This window comes from Clostridium carnis (genome assembly GCF_054657435.1).
In genome coordinates this window covers 1,648,502-1,668,480 of sequence record NZ_BAAHYS010000001.1, presented here as the reverse complement: position 1 = coordinate 1,668,480, position 19,979 = coordinate 1,648,502, and the positions used below count along the sequence as shown (strand labels likewise).

Annotated in this window: 18 protein-coding genes, 4 tRNA genes, 2 riboswitches and 1 other annotated feature; of the genes, 4 read left to right on the top strand and 18 right to left on the bottom strand. The window is 28.1% G+C overall.

Going from position 1 to position 19,979, the window contains the following annotated elements; translation table 11 throughout:
- Positions 1–26: 26 nt before the first annotated feature.
- From ACYQ1T_RS07975 to ACYQ1T_RS07955, 5 genes are all read right to left on the bottom strand, one after another.
- Entirely contained in the window at positions 27–1,403 is a 1,377-nt protein-coding gene (locus tag ACYQ1T_RS07975) for an aldehyde dehydrogenase (protein WP_459833751.1), read from the bottom strand.
- 30 nt (positions 1,404–1,433) lie between these two features.
- Positions 1,434–2,165, bottom strand: coding sequence for a DUF3298 and DUF4163 domain-containing protein (locus ACYQ1T_RS07970; protein WP_459833748.1), 732 nt, complete (start codon positions 2,163–2,165; stop codon positions 1,434–1,436).
- 308 nt (positions 2,166–2,473) lie between these two features.
- Positions 2,474–3,247 carry a 23S rRNA pseudouridine(2604) synthase RluF gene (gene rluF / locus ACYQ1T_RS07965; RefSeq protein WP_459833746.1) on the bottom strand — a complete coding sequence of 258 codons (774 nt, stop codon included), beginning with the start codon at positions 3,245–3,247 and terminating at the stop codon, positions 2,474–2,476.
- 17 nt (positions 3,248–3,264) lie between these two features.
- The gene (locus tag ACYQ1T_RS07960) at positions 3,265–4,260 is read right to left on the bottom strand and encodes an anti-sigma factor domain-containing protein (protein WP_459833744.1); all 996 of its coding nucleotides are present in this window, start codon (positions 4,258–4,260) and stop codon (positions 3,265–3,267) included.
- A 15-nt stretch (positions 4,261–4,275) separates the two neighbouring features.
- Complete coding sequence (locus tag ACYQ1T_RS07955) at positions 4,276–4,866, bottom strand: class D sortase (protein ID WP_459833741.1); 591 nt, start codon at positions 4,864–4,866, stop codon at positions 4,276–4,278.
- Positions 4,867–5,217: 351 nt separating this feature from the next.
- Between ACYQ1T_RS07955 and ispF the strand changes: the two genes are divergently transcribed.
- Complete coding sequence (gene ispF / locus ACYQ1T_RS07950) at positions 5,218–5,691, top strand: 2-C-methyl-D-erythritol 2,4-cyclodiphosphate synthase (RefSeq protein WP_459833739.1); 474 nt, start codon at positions 5,218–5,220, stop codon at positions 5,689–5,691.
- Between the two features lie 114 nt (positions 5,692–5,805).
- Here ispF and ACYQ1T_RS07945 read toward each other — a convergent pair whose 3' ends face one another.
- The 4 genes from ACYQ1T_RS07945 to ACYQ1T_RS07930 all read right to left on the bottom strand — a co-directional run bounded on the left by ACYQ1T_RS07945 (position 5,806) and on the right by ACYQ1T_RS07930 (position 8,485).
- Positions 5,806–7,086: a Na+/H+ antiporter NhaC family protein gene (locus ACYQ1T_RS07945; RefSeq protein WP_459833737.1), complete on the bottom strand. Its 1,281-nt coding sequence runs from the start codon at positions 7,084–7,086 to the stop codon at positions 5,806–5,808.
- An 89-nt stretch (positions 7,087–7,175) separates the two neighbouring features.
- Positions 7,176–7,283, bottom strand: a riboswitch (SAM riboswitch).
- Positions 7,284–7,591: 308 nt separating this feature from the next.
- Positions 7,592–7,667: transfer RNA gene (locus ACYQ1T_RS07940), tRNA-Lys, on the bottom strand.
- Between the two features lie 5 nt (positions 7,668–7,672).
- A tRNA-Gly gene (locus ACYQ1T_RS07935) sits at positions 7,673–7,746 on the bottom strand.
- A 64-nt stretch (positions 7,747–7,810) separates the two neighbouring features.
- Positions 7,811–8,485 carry a hypothetical protein gene (locus tag ACYQ1T_RS07930; RefSeq protein ID WP_459836490.1) on the bottom strand — a complete coding sequence of 225 codons (675 nt, stop codon included), beginning with the start codon at positions 8,483–8,485 and terminating at the stop codon, positions 7,811–7,813.
- A 228-nt stretch (positions 8,486–8,713) separates the two neighbouring features.
- Here ACYQ1T_RS07930 and ACYQ1T_RS07925 point away from each other — a divergent pair, with 228 nt between their 5' ends.
- Positions 8,714–9,124, top strand: a complete 411-nt coding sequence (locus tag ACYQ1T_RS07925) for an HNH endonuclease signature motif containing protein (protein WP_459833735.1) — start codon at positions 8,714–8,716, stop codon at positions 9,122–9,124.
- 106 nt (positions 9,125–9,230) lie between these two features.
- On the opposite strand, the gene ACYQ1T_RS07920 is transcribed toward ACYQ1T_RS07925, so the two are convergent.
- Both ACYQ1T_RS07920 and ACYQ1T_RS07915 read right to left on the bottom strand, forming a co-directional pair.
- A tRNA-Gly gene (locus ACYQ1T_RS07920) sits at positions 9,231–9,305 on the bottom strand.
- Positions 9,306–9,310: 5 nt separating this feature from the next.
- Positions 9,311–9,394, bottom strand: a tRNA-Leu gene (locus ACYQ1T_RS07915).
- Positions 9,395–9,549: 155 nt separating this feature from the next.
- Positions 9,550–9,768: a binding site (T-box leader), on the top strand.
- 129 nt (positions 9,769–9,897) lie between these two features.
- Here ACYQ1T_RS07915 and thrS point away from each other — a divergent pair.
- The gene (thrS, locus tag ACYQ1T_RS07910) at positions 9,898–11,835 is read left to right on the top strand and encodes a threonine--tRNA ligase (RefSeq protein ID WP_459833733.1); all 1,938 of its coding nucleotides are present in this window, start codon (positions 9,898–9,900) and stop codon (positions 11,833–11,835) included.
- Between the two features lie 42 nt (positions 11,836–11,877).
- Here the strand turns inward: thrS and ACYQ1T_RS07905 are convergent, their stop codons facing one another.
- The 5 genes from ACYQ1T_RS07905 to ACYQ1T_RS07885 all read right to left on the bottom strand — a co-directional run bounded on the left by ACYQ1T_RS07905 (position 11,878) and on the right by ACYQ1T_RS07885 (position 17,124).
- Positions 11,878–13,098 (bottom strand): homoserine dehydrogenase, encoded by a 1,221-nt coding sequence (locus ACYQ1T_RS07905; RefSeq protein WP_459833730.1) that lies wholly within the window; start codon positions 13,096–13,098, stop codon positions 11,878–11,880.
- Between the two features lie 24 nt (positions 13,099–13,122).
- Positions 13,123–14,400 carry an O-acetylhomoserine aminocarboxypropyltransferase/cysteine synthase family protein gene (locus ACYQ1T_RS07900; RefSeq protein WP_459833727.1) on the bottom strand — a complete coding sequence of 426 codons (1,278 nt, stop codon included), beginning with the start codon at positions 14,398–14,400 and terminating at the stop codon, positions 13,123–13,125.
- Positions 14,401–14,611: 211 nt separating this feature from the next.
- Positions 14,612–14,736, bottom strand: a riboswitch (SAM riboswitch).
- 73 nt (positions 14,737–14,809) lie between these two features.
- Complete coding sequence (locus ACYQ1T_RS07895; protein ID WP_459833724.1) at positions 14,810–15,367, bottom strand: 5-formyltetrahydrofolate cyclo-ligase; 558 nt, start codon at positions 15,365–15,367, stop codon at positions 14,810–14,812.
- 45 nt (positions 15,368–15,412) lie between these two features.
- Positions 15,413–16,441, bottom strand: a complete 1,029-nt coding sequence (locus ACYQ1T_RS07890; protein ID WP_459833722.1) for a homoserine dehydrogenase — start codon at positions 16,439–16,441, stop codon at positions 15,413–15,415.
- Positions 16,442–16,485: 44 nt separating this feature from the next.
- A complete protein-coding gene (locus ACYQ1T_RS07885) occupies positions 16,486–17,124 on the bottom strand; it encodes a lactate utilization protein (RefSeq protein ID WP_459833719.1) in 639 nt (212 codons plus the stop codon).
- Positions 17,125–17,289: 165 nt separating this feature from the next.
- Here ACYQ1T_RS07885 and ACYQ1T_RS07880 point away from each other — a divergent pair, with 165 nt between their 5' ends.
- Complete coding sequence (locus ACYQ1T_RS07880; RefSeq protein ID WP_459833717.1) at positions 17,290–17,976, top strand: L,D-transpeptidase family protein; 687 nt, start codon at positions 17,290–17,292, stop codon at positions 17,974–17,976.
- 175 nt (positions 17,977–18,151) lie between these two features.
- Here ACYQ1T_RS07880 and ACYQ1T_RS07875 read toward each other — a convergent pair whose 3' ends face one another.
- Positions 18,152–19,018 (bottom strand): N-acetylneuraminate lyase, encoded by an 867-nt coding sequence (locus tag ACYQ1T_RS07875; protein ID WP_459833714.1) that lies wholly within the window; start codon positions 19,016–19,018, stop codon positions 18,152–18,154.
- A gap of 85 nt (positions 19,019–19,103) precedes the next feature.
- Complete coding sequence (locus tag ACYQ1T_RS07870) at positions 19,104–19,967, bottom strand: carbohydrate ABC transporter permease (protein ID WP_459833711.1); 864 nt, start codon at positions 19,965–19,967, stop codon at positions 19,104–19,106.
- Positions 19,968–19,979: the final 12 nt, after the last annotated feature.

Genomic DNA, 19,979 nt, shown 5'->3' with positions numbered 1-19,979 from the left:
AGTGGGAAAAATTAATCCCACTGTTTTTATTTCATTAATAATTTAACAAATTTAATTTTATCTTTATATGGTGCAAATCTAACTGGCAGTTCCATAAAAGTTCCTCTTTTAATTACTGACTTGCTATGAGTAAATGCTTCAAAACTAGCCTTTCCATGATACTCTCCCATACCACTATTTCCTACTCCACCAAATGGTAAATATGAAGATGCCACATGTATAATAGTATCATTTATAGTTACTCCTCCAGCTGTAGTGTTTCTTAAAACTTTTTCTATAGAATCATTATTTTCTGAAAAGTAATATAATGCTAATGGTTTTTCATTACTATTAACATATGTTATAGCTTCATTTATATCATTAAATTCTATTACTGGTAATATAGGGCCAAATATTTCATCTTCCATTATTTTAGCATTATCTTTTATATTCGTAATTATTGTAGGTTCAAAGTACAATGATTCTCTGTCACATGATCCCCCAAAATATATATCACCATCCATTAGATATTTTTCTAATTTATCAATAGTTTTAGAGTTTATTATTCTAGTAAAATCTTTATTTTCTTTTATATTTTCTCCAAATTGAGTTCTTATTTCATTTACTACAGCTTTTAAAAATTTTTCCTTTATGTCCTTATGAACATATAAATAATCTGGAGCTACACAAGTTTGACCTGCATTTAAAAATTTGCCCCAAACTAATCTCTTTGCACTTATATCAATTTTAGCATCCTTATCAACTATACACGGACTTTTTCCTCCAAGTTCTAAAGTTACAGGTATTAAGTTTTTTGCCGCCCTTTCCATTATTATTTTCCCAACGGCAACACTTCCTGTAAAAAATATATAGTCAAACTTTAAATCCAGTAAATAAGAAACTACTTCTTTTCCTCCTAAAGGATTTATTACCCTTATATACTCCTTTTCAAAGTTATCATTAATTATCTTTTCCATTAAAATTGATATATTAACAGTATGCTCTGATGGTTTTAGTATCGCACAATTTCCCCCTGAGATTGCACCTACTAGAGGTGCAACTAATAATTGAAAAGGATAATTAAAAGGTGCAATTATTAAAGTTACACCATAAGGTTCTTTATATATATAACTTTTTGATGGAAAATGTGCTATTGGAGATTTAACTCTTTTTCTTCTACTCCACTTTTTTAAATTTTTAACATGCATATTAATCTCATCATAAACTATACCAATTTCTGTTGCATAGCTCTCAAAAGGAGACTTTCCTAAATCTTTTTCTAATGCATCTATAATTTTATTTTCATTATCCTTTATTAATTTCTTTAATTTTTTCAAACATCCTATTCTAAAACTTACATCTTTAGTATTTCCACCTTCATAGAATTTTTTTTGTTTATTAAAAACATCTAATATCTTCTCCATGATATTCCCCCAATATTTTATTTAATCTAACTAAATGTTATCATAAAGAAAGTTATCTTTAAATATGTCTATAGGAATTTTAAATTCTGGCATACCAGAAGCATATGGTGCTATTTCATAAGCTCCAAAGTGTATTATAATATTACCATCTTCTATATAATAACTTTGATTATCCTTTATTCCATTAAACCCATCCTTACCTGTAAAATAATACTCCGGATGTTTACTAATTTCTTTATTTATTTCAGAGTTTATTTTAGATTTATAATCATACCCTTTCTTAAATAAATCCGCTAATGATAACTCCTTACCACTTTTCACATCTATATTGTATGTTCTTCTTTCTGTTAACCCATGAGCTCCTCCAGTATATTGATAGAACTCTATATAAAAACTGATTAAATTGCATTTATTAGTTACTTGATATAATGCCATTAGCTGATATGGAAATATAGGTTTTTCCTTTTTAGGATTGTCGAAATACTCTTTTGCTATGTCTTCCACATCTTTTATCCACATCTCTGTCCAATTTACAATTTCACTGTTGATAACTTTTTCCCTCTCCTTATCCTCTATTCCATTTATTTGAGGAATTTTGACATCAACCTTCAAATATCCATAGTCTTTGTTAATATCCTTATCCACAAATACTGGACATTCGACAAAATCACCTTCATTATTTATCAACAGACCTTGTGGACAATTGTGGACAACTATTATCAAAAAGGTAAAAACTAATAAAAAGCGTTTAAATATCCTCATTTAAAGATACCTCCTTTTTCTACAAATTATTATAATTAATACTCTGCTTTTATTATTATCTACAGGATTGTTAATAATTATCAACATTACTATCAACATTTTTTGCACAACTTATCCACATGCACCTGTGGATTATGTGCGTAACATACATTTATTTACTTCTAATCCAATATATATTTTTTACTATTTTTCATGAACCTATTGCTATTAGTGACTTTGATGCTTGTGGATAACTTTTATTAACAAAATGTATTTTTCTATTTTTAATTAAATTTACGTATAAAAAAGCTGGAGTTTAGTTTTTATTACTAAACTCCAGCTTCCTTAGTCTTTACTGATGTGGATATTAACTCACTTAATTTCTTTAACTCTTTTGGAGTAAGATCTCTCCATTCTCCAATCTTTAACTCTCCAATAGATATATTCATAATTCTTATTCTTTTCAGCTTAACAACTTTATATCCTAATGCTTCACTCATTCTTCTTATTTGCCTATTCATTCCTTGAGTTAATATTATTCTAAAAGTATTTGGCCCTTCTTTTTTTACAAAACATTTTTTAGTTACAGTTCCAAGTATTTTTACTCCACCGCTCATATTTCTTATAAATTCATCATTTATAGGTTTATCAACTGTGACTATATATTCTTTCTCATGATTATTTCCTGCTCTTAAAATTTTATTAACTATATCTCCATCATTAGTTAGTAAAATTAATCCTTGAGAATCCTTATCCAATCTTCCAATTGGAAATATTCTTTTTTGGTGATTTACAAAATCAACAATATTTCCTTTTATTTTATGTTCTGTTGTACATGTAATTCCTACTGGTTTATTTAAAGCTATATATACAAGATCATCTACTTTTTTTATTAGCTTTCCATCTACCTTCACTTCTTGATCTTTAGAAACTTTTGTACCCATAGATGCTTTAACTCCATCTATTGTTACTCTACCACTTTCTATAAGCCTATCTGCTTCTCTTCTTGAACAAATTCCTGTTTCACTAATATATTTGTTTAATCTTATTTCTTCAGCTCTATCAGCATGTATTATTATGTTTTTATTCTTGCCTTGTTCCATTTTTACCATCCTTTTATCTATGGATTTAGTATATTTTCATTCCCTGAATTATTAAATTTTGCTGATATATGATTTTTATTCATAAAAGTTTCAGTTTCTTCTAGAATTCCATATTTTAATGGTTTTCCTGTTACAGTAATAGATATTCCACTGTCTAAAATCATTTCATTTTTTATTGCATAATCTAATATATTCACTACTGCATTATCTATATTTTCATCTTGTATATTAACAATATTTATTAGTTCTCTACCTTTTTTAGTTCCACTTGAAGCTCCTATAACCTTATTAAAAGAATTAATTTCAAGCTTGATTTGAGATGTAGTTTCTATAATTACAGTACTATATGTAGATGTATATTTTAATCCTATAGTTGTAGCCACTAATATAATTAATGTTAATAATATTGCTAATTGAAGCTTATAATCTCTTATAGTCTTAATTTTTTCTCCTGTAATCTCTTCTCCTATTTTATTTTCTTCTAACTTCTTAACTTGCTTAAACTCTCCTGTCGCTGTTAATATTGTAACGTTTTTAAATCCCTTTGCTATTATTATCCCTTTATATTGTTTTTGAGATAAATCTTCTTTAATTTCATCTACACCCAGTATATTTATTGCATCTTCTACCTTTAAGTAATCTTGAATATTTTTAAATTTAGGATTAGAAAAAATTATTACATAGGTTAAAATATAATCTTTCCATTTCTCTAAAAAATTTCTTGCTATAGGAATTCTTTTTGTCATTCTATTTATAGGTAGTTTATTCTTTTCATTTATATAATCAAATAATTCTATATCTTCTACTATAAAATAAGCTATATTTAATAAAGTATTTCTTATTCCATATTCAGGGCTATCTGTAACTAAATCTTTGATTATTATTTTCTTTTCAAATAAATAACTATTTAATTCTTCAATTTCAGCTGCTCTTCCTTCAATATCAGACCCATTAACTAAAGTAAGATTAGTTCTTATACTAAATTTATATTTATCTTTTTGAAACTCACTCATCCTATACCCCCGTCACTATATGTCCTTAGTCGATATTAGTTTACCTTTTACTATTACTCTTTGTTTTGCTCCAACTGTACAAGTTATTAGTGTAATAGTGGCTTCTTTTGTATTATCTAAGACTTCAATTTGCTCTGGATCTACAATAAAATTATTATCTATTTCATAAGTAAATTCTTTACCTTTTGTTTTTATTATAACCTTATCTCCTGATTGAACCTTATATAAATTAACAAATGCCTCTGAGTAATTAGATATTCTGTGACCTGCTATAGCAAAATTTCCTTTTTCACCAGGCTTAACTGAAGTATCAAAATGACCTAAATAATATTGTAATATATCATCTGTTACTCCTTCAACTAATCCTTGTGATAAATTTATACTTGGAATTTCTACTAACCCAACAGGTTTATAGCCATTTACTGATTCTTCCTGCTTTTCTTCTAATGGTTCATTAGATTCATCTTTTATAACCTCTTGTAATACTTGTTTAAGTTCCTCCTGTTTCTTGCTTGTTTGAATCTTTCTGTAAACAACTGAAACTATTAAAGTTAAACCAACTATTATAAGTATTAATCCTATACCACGTCTAAACTTTTCTTTCACTAACCATGCCCCCTATAAACATTTATATTTTTTTTACATATATTATATCATAAAGGTCATACACTTTTTATTATAATAAATTATTTTAAAGCCCATCAATATCATTGAGAGGTTATTTATGAATAAAAAAATTATTTATGTTGATTTTGTTTTTAGAAGAAAACGAATCTCATCAAAAAAATTACACTTTCTTTGCTCAATAAATATAAAACTTAAAAACTTATTTCAATACTTTTTAAGAAAACAAAAGAAAAATATCAACTCTAAAATCTATCCTTTTAAAAAAGTATTATAATATATTTTTTTAATTTATGATAAAATAAATCTATAATTTGACTTAGAGGTGATAGAATGAGAATTGGATTAGGATATGATGTACATCGTTTAGTAGAAGAAAGAGATTTAATATTAGGTGGGGTTAGAATTCCCTATGAAAAGGGTTTACTTGGTCATTCTGATGCTGATGTTCTTATACATGCAATTATGGATTCCTTGTTAGGTGCAACTGCTTTAGGTGATATAGGTAAACATTTTCCAGATACTGATGAAAAATATAAAGGAATTTCTAGTATAGAGCTTTTAAAGGAAGTTGGAAAATTATTAGAAGCTAATGGGTATTTAATAAATAATATTGACTCAACAATTATTGCACAAAAACCTAAAATGTCTCCTTATATACAAAATATGAGAGAAAATATCTCAAGTGCATTAAATATTAATATAAATCAAATAAATGTAAAAGCAACTACTGAAGAAGGTCTTGGCTTTACAGGAGCAGGCGAAGGAATTTCCTCTCAAAGCATTTGTTTATTAATATCAAAATAACTCCTATACTCTTTTATACTAGTTATTTAACTTTATCTTAACTAAAATAATAAAGTGGTTATGTCTTTAATTAATTTATATACATAACCACTTTATTTTAATATTGCTATATTACTATTTTCTTTTTCTCCAGTGCCAATTTATCGCTATTATTGCACAAATCCCCATTAAGTAAGGATAAAACAAATACTTCATTATTGCAAAAGGCGAAATTGCAGCTAACCCTGCTGCAGAAATTAATTGAGCTCCATATGGAATTATACCTTGAAATACACAAGAAAACATGTCCATAATACCTGCTACTCTTTTAGGCTCAAGTTCAAACTCATTTGATATATCTTTTGCAATTGGTCCAACCGTTACTATAGCTACAGTATTATTTGCTGTACATACATCTACTAAGCTTACTAACGTTGCAATTCCAAATTCTGCTCCCTTTTTACTTTTAAATTTCTTTAATCCCTTATTTAATATAAATTCAATTCCACCATTAAACTTTATTAATTCTATTGTACCTGCAATTAATAAGGATATTATTATAAGTTCACTCATTCCTGCTATACCATTTGATATTGATGAAAATAATCCTATTATATCAAAACTCCCATAAGCTATACCTATAATACTTGATATAAATATTCCACCTAGTAAAACTAGTATAACATTAACTCCTGCTAAAGCTGATGCTATAACGGCTATATATGGTATTATTTTTACTATACTAAATTCCATAACCTCTATAGTTGTTACACTTGAATCTTTAGTTAAAAAGAACAATAAAGTCGCAGTAATAATAGCTGCTGGTAAAACAATTATAAAATTCATTTTAAATTTATCTTTCATTTCACAACCTTGGGTTCTAGTTGCTGCAATTGTAGTATCAGATATTATTGATAGATTATCCCCGAACATAGCACCACTTACAACTGCTCCAACTGCTAAAGGTATAACTATTCCTGTTCTATCTGCAATCCCAACAGCAATTGGTACTAATGCAACTATAGTTCCCATAGATGTTCCTACTGATAATGCTATAAAGCAAGCTATAATAAATATCCCAGGTATTAATAAGCTACTAGGTAATAATGTTAATCCTAAATTTACTGTTGATTCAACAGCTCCCATATCTTTTGCTACCTGTGCAAAGGCTCCTGCTAAAATAAATATAAGTATCATTAATAAAATATTAGAATTTCCAGCCCCTTTACAAAATATTTCTATTTTTTCTTCAAACTTTACTTTAGTATTCATAATTAGTGCTGTTAAAGTAGCTGCTAGAAATGGTACAACAACAGAAACTGCATAAAAATCTTTTGCTATTACCGACACACCTAAATATACTATTATAAATACGCCTAAAGGTAACAATGCTAAAGCACTTCCCTTATTTTTCATAATTCTATCCTCCTAATTTTTAAAGTAAAAAAAGCTTCTGATAAAATCAGAAGCTATTAATTACAAGTTTAAAAAAGTATATAATACGCCTCTTATCTATCAGGATAAACCTGCAGGATTTAGCACCATAAAAACTAATGATTGTTTTTGGTTGCTGGGTTTCAACGGGCCAGTCCCTCCACCACTCTTGATAAGATATCATTTTTTTAATTTTACATTATTATATTATCAACATACTATTATTATGTCAACGCCTAAATTATTCCTCTTACAAAAGACTCTTTTTATCTTTTTTATAATTTACTACTCTAGAAAAATAAATCTTAAATTTTAATTTTTATTTATGTATAAAAATTAAAAATATAGCCAATAATTTAATATAGGATTCCCCAAGTCCCAATCCCAAACTCCTTATGTTTTAAAAAGTACCATATGGTACTTTTTCTTTTTTATTTAATTAATATTTATCTATAAAAAAAGAGATTAACTTAAGTTAATCTCTTTTTGGTGCGTCATCAGGGATTCGAACCCGGGACACCCTGATTAAGAGTCAGGTGCTCTACCAACTGAGCTAATAACGCATAAATGGAGCGGGTGATGAGAATCGAACTCACGTAACTTGCTTGGAAGGCAAGGGCTCTACCATTGAGCTACACCCGCAAATCTTATTTACAGTAATTATTATACTTACTATTTTAATTACTGTCAATAAGATTTTTAAAAATTATATTATTTCTGTTAAAGATTTTAGCAAAATATCTCTAAATTGCTCGCCTTTTCTTCTATTTTTAACTGAATCTCTACATATGTCTTTCCATAATGCTATGCTCGTTCCTGTTTTTTCAGAAAATTCACTTTCTGAAGTAGTCATATAACTAGAATTTATAACAAACTCTCCAAGTTCTTCCGCTGTACTAAATATTTTTAAATATAAAAATTCTCTATTATCTCCATACCAAGTTCTATTGAAATCTCTAGAAAATTTATTTAATTGTCTTATAAGCTTCTCTCTTGGTAATCCCCAACACGCTCTAAGCATTTGTAAATGCTTTCTCATATTTTCAGATTCTTCTTTTGTAATTTTTCCATTGGCTTCGCCATCTTCTATTATTTTTTCAACTGGTACATTTGGTATTTTAACAACCATTCTTTCTTTTCCATATATCCATTTGTAAAAAGCTTCTTGTAAAAATGAATATTGAATATATCCTAAAAGTGTATTTTCATCTGGGAAATAACTCCAAATATTGTTAATACCATTATTTTTGCAAAAAACTAGGGTGTGAATATAAAGGCTTTTTTCAGTAGGTAGTTTTTCCATAAACATATGCCCTCTTATAGTTTTGTTTTCATTAATTAAGCTTTCCCAATAGTTGAAAGAATCATAATTATGTCTCACCTTTATCACCTTTCTTTCTATAAAATACTATAATATAATATATCCCTTATACAATATATTATAAGGTATGTATTACTATGTTTCAAGCGTTTTTTCGGATTATAAAGAGGTAATTCCAAACACTTTATAGTTTTAATATTCTGAAAAAACTATACTAGTCATTAGTTTGAGTTTTAATTATTTTTACCTTATAATTATATATAAGGATATTATAAAGGAGGCATTAATTTGTACCACTGTGAAATTTGCGGGGCAACAGCAGATATTCATCATATAGTTCACAAACACGAAGGTGGCTACGATATAGAACTAAACTATAAATATCTTTGTAATTACCACCATAGAGGAAAGACTGGTCCACATCACTGTATAGAAACTGATTTAAAATATAAGCTTGAACTTCAAGACAAGCTTTTTAATTTACTACCAAAGGATTACTATACTGCGAAGGAACTTTTAAAACTTCTAAATATTTCTAACTCGTCTTTAAAAAGATTAATTAAAAAACTTAAGCTTTTTAAAGAAGGTTACTCTAAAGAACAAATTATAAAAACACTTATGGGTGGTAAACTTTATTCTTATACTATGCTTGAAGAGCTTGAACTTGAACGACTTTTTCATAGTATTAATATTAGCTAAATTTTAACTTTATATTTAAAAGGGCTATTATATGATAGCCTTTTTTCTATATATATATTCATATTTAAAATAAAAAAATAACACAGTACTTTACTGTGTTATTTTTTGGAGCGAAAGACGGGACTCGAACCCGCAACATTCACCTTGGCAAGGTGACGCTCTACCATTGAGCCACTTCCGCAAATATGGTGCAGATGAAGGGAGTCGAACCCCCACGCCAATGGCGCTAGATCCTAAGTCTAGTGCGTCTGCCAATTCCGCCACATCTGCTTACTCTTTATATTATAAATAGTTATTATATAAAAATCAATATATTTATAAAAATTCTCAATGTTATGTAATATAATATTTCTTTTATTTTGAATATTTAATTCAACTTTTATTGACATTAATATTTTATATTATTATAATTAATAACAAATAATGAAAACACGTTGAAGAGAAGAGTAAACTAAAACTTCATTTTCAGAGAGAGATTACATTTGGTGGAAGTATTCTTATATGAAATTAGTTGAAGACCCCCTCTGAGTGACTCTAATAAAGTCCGTTTTATCACGTTACGATATTTACTTTAAGAGGCCTACTATATTTATTTTAGGCAATTAAGGGTGGAACCGCGGGAATTTAATGCTCTCGTCCCTTTTCTATTATAGAAATTGTGACGAGGGCTTTTTTTATTTTTTAAGTATTATCTATATTTTATAAAAGATATTCGTCACTGATATTTAACTTAATTTATAACTATATATTTAATTTTGAAAGGAGAAATTATTATGATTAAAATTACTTTAAAAGATGGATCAATAAAAGAATTTGAAGCTGGTATTTCAGTTCTTGATATAGCTAAAGGAATTAGTGAAGGATTAGCTAGAAATGCTTGCTGTGGTATTGTTAATGGAGAGGTTGTAGATTTACGTCATACTGTAAATGAAGATTCAGACCTTTCAATATGTACATTTGACTCTGAAGAAGGTAAAGATGCATTAAGACATAGCATATCTCATGTATTAGCTTATGCTGTTAAAAGATTATATCCTAATGCTAAATTAGCTATAGGACCAGCTATTTCTAATGGATTTTACTATGATTTTGATTTAGATACTTCTTTTTCTGCTGAAGATTTAGTAAAAATTGAAGATGAAATGAGAAAAATAATAAAAGAAAATCCTTCTATAGAAAGATTTGAATTACCAAGATCTGAAGCTTTAAAGCTTATGGAAGAAGCTAATGAACCTTATAAAGTTGAACTTATTAATGACTTAGGAGAAGATGAAGTTATTTCATTCTACAAAATGGGTGATTTTACTGATTTATGTGCTGGACCACACTTGATGTCATTAAAAAATGTTAAAGCTATAAAACTTCTTAGAAGTGCAGGTGCTTACTGGAAAGGTGACGAAAAGAACAAAATGCTTTCAAGAATTTATGGAACTGCCTTCTTAAAGAAAGCTGATTTAGACGCTCACTTAGAAGCTTTAGAAGAAGCTAAAAAGAGAGACCATAATAAATTAGGTAGAGAACTTAAATTATTTACTACTGATGAAAATATAGGTCAAGGTTTACCATTATTAATGCCTAAGGGAGCTAGAATAGTTCAAACTTTACAAAGATGGGTTGAAGATGAAGAAGAAAAAAGAGGTTACTCTTTAACTAAAACTCCTAATATGGCTAAAAATGATTTATATAAAGTTTCAGGCCACTGGGATCATTACAAAGATGGAATGTTTGTTTTAGGTGATGAAGAAAAAGACTCTGAGGTTATTGCATTAAGACCAATGACTTGTCCATTCCAATTCTCAATTTATAATGCTGAACAACATAGCTATAGAGATTTGCCAATAAGATATGCTGAAACTGCTACTCTTTGTAGAAATGAATCTTCTGGAGAAATGCATGGACTAATAAGAGTTAGACAATTTACTCTTGCAGATGGACACATAGTATGTACTCCTGAACAATTAGAAGAAGAATTCAAAGGTTGTGTAGATTTAATTAATCACATAATGTCTACTCTTGGTATAGATGGAGATATAAGCTACAGATTTTCAAAGTGGGATCCAAAGAATAAAGAAAAATATATTGGAGCTGAAAAAGACTGGGAAAATGCTCAAGGCTTAATGAAAAACATATTAGATCATATTGGTATTAACTATAAAGAAGCTGATGGTGAAGCTGCCTTCTATGGACCAAAGCTTGATATACAATTTAAGAATGTTCATGGTAAGGAAGATACAATTATCACAGTTCAAATAGACTTTGCTTTAGCTGAAAGATTTGGTATGAGCTATATTGATAAAAATGGAGAAAAGAAAATTCCATTTATAATTCATAGATCATCAATTGGATGTTATGAAAGAACTTTAGCAATGCTTATAGAAAAATATGCTGGTGCATTCCCAACTTGGTTAGCACCAACTCAAGCTATTGTACTTCCAATTTCAGATAAATATAACGATTATGCTGAATCAATAGTTAAAGACTTCAAAAATGCTGGAATTAAAATAACTGCTGACTATAGAGCTGAAAAAATTGGTTATAAAATTAGAGAAGCTAGACTTGAAAGAATTCCTTACATTTTAGTTGTTGGGGAAAAAGAAGCTGCTAATAATGAAGCTTCTGTAAGAAGTAGAAAAAATGGTGAAGAAGGAGCAATTAAAACTTCTGATCTAAAAAATAGATTAATACTAGAAATAGCTAATAAGGAAAAGTAAAAAACTTTAGGGTAGATTATTTAATAATCTACCCCCTTTTTATTAGGCTACTTTTATCATTTTTTTAATTTTAAATATATGTTTCTTTTCTTTAATAGATTCTATGAATTCATCTATGTCTGCTTCAGATTTTGCTTCTATAAATAATCCTATTTCACCTTCTATCTCTGCATTTAATATTCTAACATATTTGAATTTAGTCGAAAAATCCTTAATTACTTCATGTTGATTATTAGTTTCTACTCTTAAGATGGCACTACATTCTTTATTATAGATTTTGTTTATTTTAGCTTCACTTCCACTAAATAATTTACTTTTCAAATACCTATTTTCTACTAAATCATTTAAATCACTAAATACAGCACTTCCTGTTGCAAGCATTCCTGCTCCTTTTCCTATAAATGAGGCTTCACCAACTGAATCTCCATCTAAAATAATAGCATTAACTTCATTATCTATTAATGATAAAATATTATTTTCAGAAATTAAACTAGGCCTTACTACACAGTATATACCATCGTCTGTTTTCTCACTTATTGCTAAAAGCTTAACTCTACTATTAACCATTTTTGCATATTTAAAATCCATTAAATCTAATTTAGTTATTCCTTCAATTCTTTGCTCTTTCCAATATACCTTTTCATTATAAGCTATAGATGATAATATAGATAATTTTCTTGCAGCATCATATCCTAAAACATCCGAATCTGGATTGGCCTCTGCAAATCCAAGTTTTTGAGCTTCAGATAGTGCCTCCTCATAACTTACCTTCTCTCTATCCATTTTTGTTAATATAAAATTTGTAGTTCCATTTAATATTGCTTTAATAGACATTATATTATTTCCTGAAAGTGATTCGGTTAAGGGTTTTATTATAGGTATTCCTCCACCTACAGCAGCTTCAAACTTTATTGTAACTTCACTTTCTTCTGCTACTTTAAAAAGCTCCTCTCCATATTCTGCTATTAAATCCTTATTTGCTGTAATAACATGTTTTTTATAATTCAACGCTCTTTTTACATACTCATAAGCTGGATGTAGCCCTCCAATAACTTCAATGACTATATCACTTTCCTTAGAAAATAGCTCTTCTATATCTACAGTTAAAATATTATTATGTTTTTTATCTTTATGCTTTTCTATATTCTTAACTAATATACTTGTTATTATTATATCTTTATTATTACTTTCTCTATTCTTATCAATTATCTCAACTAACCCTGTCCCTACAACTCCATACCCCATAACAGCTATTTTAGTCATAATATCCCCCTCTTATAGTTAATTCTATATTACCTTAAATGCATTTTCAAAATCTTCTATTATATCATCTATTCCTTCTATTCCAACTGAAACTCTTAACATATCTGCTGTTACACCACTTGCTTTTTGTTCTTCTTCTGATAGTTGGCTATGTGTTGTTGTTGCTGGATGTAAAATACTACTTCTAGCATCACCTAACGTAACTACTAATGATACTAAATTTAAAGCTTTAGTAAACTTTGTAGCATCTTCTATATCCCCTTTTATTCCGAAAGTTAAAATTCCACTTGCGCCACCCTTAAGGTATTTTTTTGCCTTTTCATACTCTTTGCTATTCTCAAGATAAGGATAGTTAACCCAACTTACCTTCGGATTATCTTGTAACCATTTAGCAAGCTTTAAAGCATTTTGAGAATGTCTTTCCATCCTTAAATGTAATGTTTCTAAACCTAAATTAGTTAAATAAGCATTAAATGGACTTTGACATGCACCTAAATCTCTACCTAAGGTTACTCTTAATTTATTTATATATGCTCCCTCTTTAAAAGTCTCTACATAGCATATTCCATGATAACTTGGATCTGGCTCTACAAAATCTTGAAATTTTCCATTACTCCAATTAAAATTTCCACCATCTACAACAATTCCACCAATAGTTTGAGCGTGTCCATCTGAATACTTTGTTGTAGAATGTACAATTATATTTACCCCATGCTCAAAGGGATTACAAAGATAAGGAGTTCCTAAAGTATTATCTACTATAAATGGAATCTTTAATTTAGATGCTATTTTTGCAAACTTATCAAAATCTAATATATTAAGTCCTGGATTTCCTATTGTTTCTCCATAGATTAATTTAGTGTTTTTATTTGCTTTTGATAATATTTCCTCTACATCAGCTTCTGGATCAACAAAAGTTACATCTATACCCATTCTTTTTAAATTAACAGTAAATAAATTAACAGTTCCCCCATATAAAGTTGATGTAGATATAATATGATCCCCAACCTTACAAATATTTAATATTGAATATAATATGGCTGCCTGACCTGATGCAGTTGCTACTGCTCCAATCCCCCCCTGTATTTGTGCAAATTTATCTTCTAAAGCACATACAGTTGGATTTGATATTCTGCTATATAAATGCCCCACTGCTTCTAAATTAAATAAATCTTTTAAGTGATCTGGATCTTCATACTTATAGGTAGTTGTCTGAAATATTGGTAAAACCCTTGGTTCTCCTTCCTTTGGAGAATATCCACCTTGAATACATATTGTATCCTTGCCCCATTGTTTTGTCATTTTAATTGCCCCCTTTTATTTTTACTTTCTGTTAAGTTAACTTAATTTATTTTTATTCTTTAAATCAAATCACTTATATTTCTTAACATGTTATACTTATCCACAATTAGTCTGTAAATATAATTTCTTAAAGAATAAAAAAGTTGCCTCTTATTATATAAGAAGCAACTTAAGAAACCTAATTCTAAGCAATAGTTTTATTACTTTAAACATTTTATCTTTCAAGCTTTCACTTGCAGGATTTAGCACCACATAAATATAATTGATACTTTAATCAATCTCCTAATAGGTTGCTAGGCTTCATAGGGCCAGTCCCTCCACCATTCTTAATAAAAGTTAGTTTTATTTAATTATATAATTATTATACATTTTTTCTATATTTATGCAACACTTTTCTTAGAATTTTTATTTATTTTTCAGATATAATATAATCTACTTTAATATCGTGTGGTTCATTTTTTATTTTATCTAATACTTGAAAGCTATATGCAACTGCAATTTTATTTTTCTTCTCAGATATACTAAGAAGAAATTTATCATAATATCCCCCACCATATCCTATTCTATTTCCCTCTTTATCAAATACAGCTCCAGGAACTATTATTATATCTATACCTTCCTTTTTTATCTCACCTTCAAATGTTATTGGTTCTAAAATCCCCATAACACCTTTTTCCAATTCATTTAAACTCTTTATTTCTATAGCCTTCATATCTCTTGTTTCCCTTATTATTTTAGGAACAAAAATTTTCTTATTATCTTTAAGTGCATACTCTATGAATCTTTTTGTGTCTATTTCATCTTCTGTACTAATATACGTAAATATATTTTTGCTATTTATATATATTTTACTTTCTATTAGTTTATTAAAAATAATTTCATCTTTAATTTTTTTCTCTTCTTTTTTCATTAAAGCTCTTACTTTTAATACTTCTTTTCTTATTTTAACTTTATTATTAGCAACCATATATTTTACCTCCACAAACTATATTCTTAAATATCCTAATTTATATTAATACGATATCCCATTAATTATATTTATAATATCTCTAAATATTGCTGCTGCCGCATTAATAGTTCCCGAAGCTCCACCTATTATAGATATGTCACCTAATGTATCTGTAGAATAAAATACACCTTTATTTTTATCATCTACAAAATATAATGGATGTTTACTATCTATTATAACAGGCTTTACGTATCCTTTAATAATATTGTTTTCACTATATACTTTTCCTATTAATTTTATTTTTCTCTTATTTGATTTTTCTCTTATTACATCATCAATAGTTATATTTTCAATTCCTTGTATATCTATATTATTAAGGTTTAATGATGCCCCCATTAAAATATTTCCTAATATTATTATTTTACATGCTGTATCAAATCCACTTATATCTAAGCTAGAATCTAATTCTGCAATACCTAATTTTTGAGCATCTTCTAAAGCTTTTTTATAACTTATATTATTTTTATACATTTGTGTAAGTATATAATTGCTAGTTCCATTTAATATTCCTTCTATAGAAATTAGCTCACTTCCTGCAATATCAAAAATCCCACCATTAATAGATGGTAAAGCTCCTCCCGTAGTACATCCTATTCCTAAATGAACATTATTTTTTAAGGCAATTTCCTTTAACTCATTATATTTTAATATAATTGGCCCTTTATTACCTGTTACTACATTTATAGAGTTTTCAAGTGCTAATTTTATATGTGTTAGCCCTGGTTCTCCATCCTTTATATTAGTAGTTGTTACTTCTATTAAAATATCCACATCTTTATTTTTTATTATATTATTTATGTTGATATCTTTTTTTATATATCCACAGTACTCACTTAACAAATTTCCTTCTTTTAAAAATTTTTCTAAATCCTCTATATCTATGCCATATTTGTTGTAAAGCCCACCACTTTTATGAATTATATATTTAATATTTAATTCAATATTTTTATTTTTTAAATAATCTCGTTTTTTACATAATAAACTTATAAAAGCTTGCCCTACACCACCAAAGCCTATTATAGCTACATCCATAATAACTCCTCCCCAATTTCTATAAGTTTATTATATACTATTTTTTAATATCCAACTTCATCTCCAACTACAATTACTGTAAATCTACCTGGAAATTTTGCGCCATTATTTACTACTGATAAATAATTACAAACTCTTCCCTTTACAAAGCAATCCTCACATACTCCACTTTCTGCACACGGTGTCTTATGATTTATTCTTTTAGCATTCATTATTGCTACTCTTTTTATTCTATCTAAAGCTTCATCCATATCTTTAACCATTTTATTTGCACCTACAACTACAATAACCTTTTTGGGTCCAAATATCATTCCCGCTGCCCTGTTACCTGAACAATCCATATTAACAAGTTCTCCAGCTTCAGTAACTGCATTTGTACTAGTAATTAAATAATCTGCAACCATGGATTGTCTCATTATTTCTACTATTTCTACAAAAGGTAAATCTTGATATCTGTCATAAAAATTATAATTACCATTTCTTATTGTATTTACTAAGTCCATTTCATTTAAAGTAACTGATCCACCAAGTGCTATACTTGATCCTTCTTCAACTAGCTCTAGAACCTTCTCTTTTGCCTCTGCTATATTATCAACATAAATTGCATTATATTTTCTCTCATTTAATATACCTACTAATTTTTTACCATCACATTCATATTTCCACTTCTTAACTTTATCCATTATAATTCTCCTTTAACTTATATAATACTATCCAAATTTATACATTAATATTAACATATTTAATGCCATTTAGTAAACCGGTTTTATATTTATTAATTGTATTTATGTATAAATATATTTAATTTGTTTAAATATATTTATATATGTTCTGAGAGAGGTGGTTTTATGAGAAATAAAAAATTTTTATTATATTTGTTTATTATTTATTTTGTTGTACTTTCATTTAGTACTCCAAAAGCTTTAAGCTTAAAAACTTCTTCTCAAGATACTAACTATATAATATATATAGATATAAATACATTTACTCTTACTTTAATTAATAAGGATAATTATAAATTTGAAAAAGTATATCCTGTAGCTATAGGGAAACCTACTACACCATCACCACTAGGTACTTGGCAAATTACTAGTAAAGCTCTTATGGCTGGCCCTTATGGTGGCTATTGGTTAGGATTAAATGCTCCTTGGGACACATTTGGTATTCATGGAACCAATAGACCTGGATCAATAGGCACTCAAGCATCTGGTGGATGCATAAGAATGTACAATACTGATATAAAAGAACTTTTTGAATTAGTTGAATATGGTACCTCTGTAATAATTACTGGTGGCCCTAACTGGCGGTTTTCTTCCTATAACAGAGTTATTAAGCCTAATTCAAGAGGATCTGATGTTTATCTTGTACAAATGAAATTAAAATCTTTAGGTTATTTTCATTCAGAACCAAATGGTATTTATGAATACTCTTTACAATTAGCTGTTCGTAATTATAGAGAAGAGAATGATTTACCAGGAGGATTAGATATTGATGGGAAATTTCTTGATAAAATCGGTTTATGGAAGTTTGAGTAATTTAAAAGAAAATGAGAAAAGAGATATTTATTAATATTAACAAATATCTCCTTCTAATTTAATAAGGGTTTATTATTTAAAATTAAAAAGTTGACTTAATTTTGTAATATCCTTCAAAGTTTCTCGCGAACTTTTTTTAATAAAATGCTATTTATAAATAACCTTTTAATAAATCCTAAAAATATTTTTTAGATATTTCTTTACTTCTTTCTACTTGCTTTTCAGTGTACATCTTCATTGGGGCCCTACAATACCCTGCATCTACACCTTTCTCTTTTAATAATAATTTTAATGTATTATATAATCCATTATTTAATACATCTGTTATAAAATCATTAGTTATATTTTGAACTTTATTTGCCTCTTCAATTTTGCCTTCTTTAACAAGATTGAATATTTCTCTTGCTCTTAACCCATTTACGTTAAAAGTTGATCCAATAGCGCCATCTACACCTAATGCAACTGCTGGTAACAGCATTTCATCAAATCCAGAATAAATAAGCTTATCTTTAAAAGTCTTTCTTACTCTTTCTAATAGATAGAAATCGCCTGCTGTAAACTTAACACCTATTATTTTTTCATTTTCAAATAATTCTCCAAATTGCTCTACTGAAAGATTTACTCCAGTTAAAAATGGAATTGAATATATTATCATTTTATTATCAACTGAATTGATTATTGTATTATAATAATTTTTTATTTCTTCAAAATCAAACTTATAATAAAATGGTGTAACAGCTGAAATTGCATTATATCCTAAATCTGTTACATACTTAGCAAGCTCAACAGCTTCCTTTATGTTTACAGATCCTACTTGAGCTATAAGGGTAACACTATCCTTTGCCTCATCCTTTGCAATTCTAAATATTTCTTTCTTTTCATCAGTACCTAACATAAAGTTTTCCCCGGTACTTCCTCCAACATATAATCCATCAACTTTGCATACATCAATATTATATCTTACAATTTCTCTTAGTCCCTTTTCGTTTATATTTCCATCTTTGTCAAAAGATACTAATAATGCTGAAAATAATCCTTTCATTATTACCACTCCAATACATCCTATTTTGATTTTCTATATAATATTTATAACTTTTATGCTAAATAACTATATATTCTATTTACCATTAACCCTTTACAGCTCCGATAGTTATACCTTGAGTAAATGACTTTTGGAATATTAAGAATATTATTATCATCGGAATTGATGCTAATGCTGCACCAGCCATCATTAATCCATAATCAGTTGCAAATTCAAGTTGCATTGTTGCTACTCCTAAAGGAAGTGTTTGCATACTCTTACTTCTTATAAGTATTAATTGCATGAAATAATCATTCCATGAACCTATAAATGTAAATATAGCTAAAGCACCTATACCTGGTTTAACTATTGGAATAACTATATTCCTAAATATACCAACTTCTGTACATCCATCTATCTTAGCTGCCTCTATAAGTTCTGTAGGAATTGTTTCACTAAATTGCTTCATAAGGAAAATACCAAAAGGCCATCCAACAGCTGGTAAAATTAATGATTTATAAGTATCTATCCAATCTAATTTTGTTAATATATTAAATAATGGTACCATAATAACTTGTTTTGGAAGTGCCATTGCTATTATTAATAGCCAGAATATAATTTGTCTTCCTGGGAATCTCTTTTTAGCTAAAACATATCCTGATAAAGCAGATGTTAAACAAACTAAAAATGTAGTTGATATAGCTATAAAGAAACTATTAAATGTCCATCTTAATAAAGGTTGTTTTCCTAAACTTGCCCAGTTTTGCATTGTTGGTTCACTAGGAAACCATTGTGGTGGAATTGCTATAGCAGCTCCTTGGTCCTTAAATGCTCCTGTTATAATCCAGTAAAAAGGAAATATGAAAACTATCATAAAAATGCATAGTATTATTAATGATATAATGTGCTTTGGAGTCCATTGACTTCTCCAATCATATAACTCTTCTTTTTCTTTCTTCTTGTTAAACATACATATATCTCC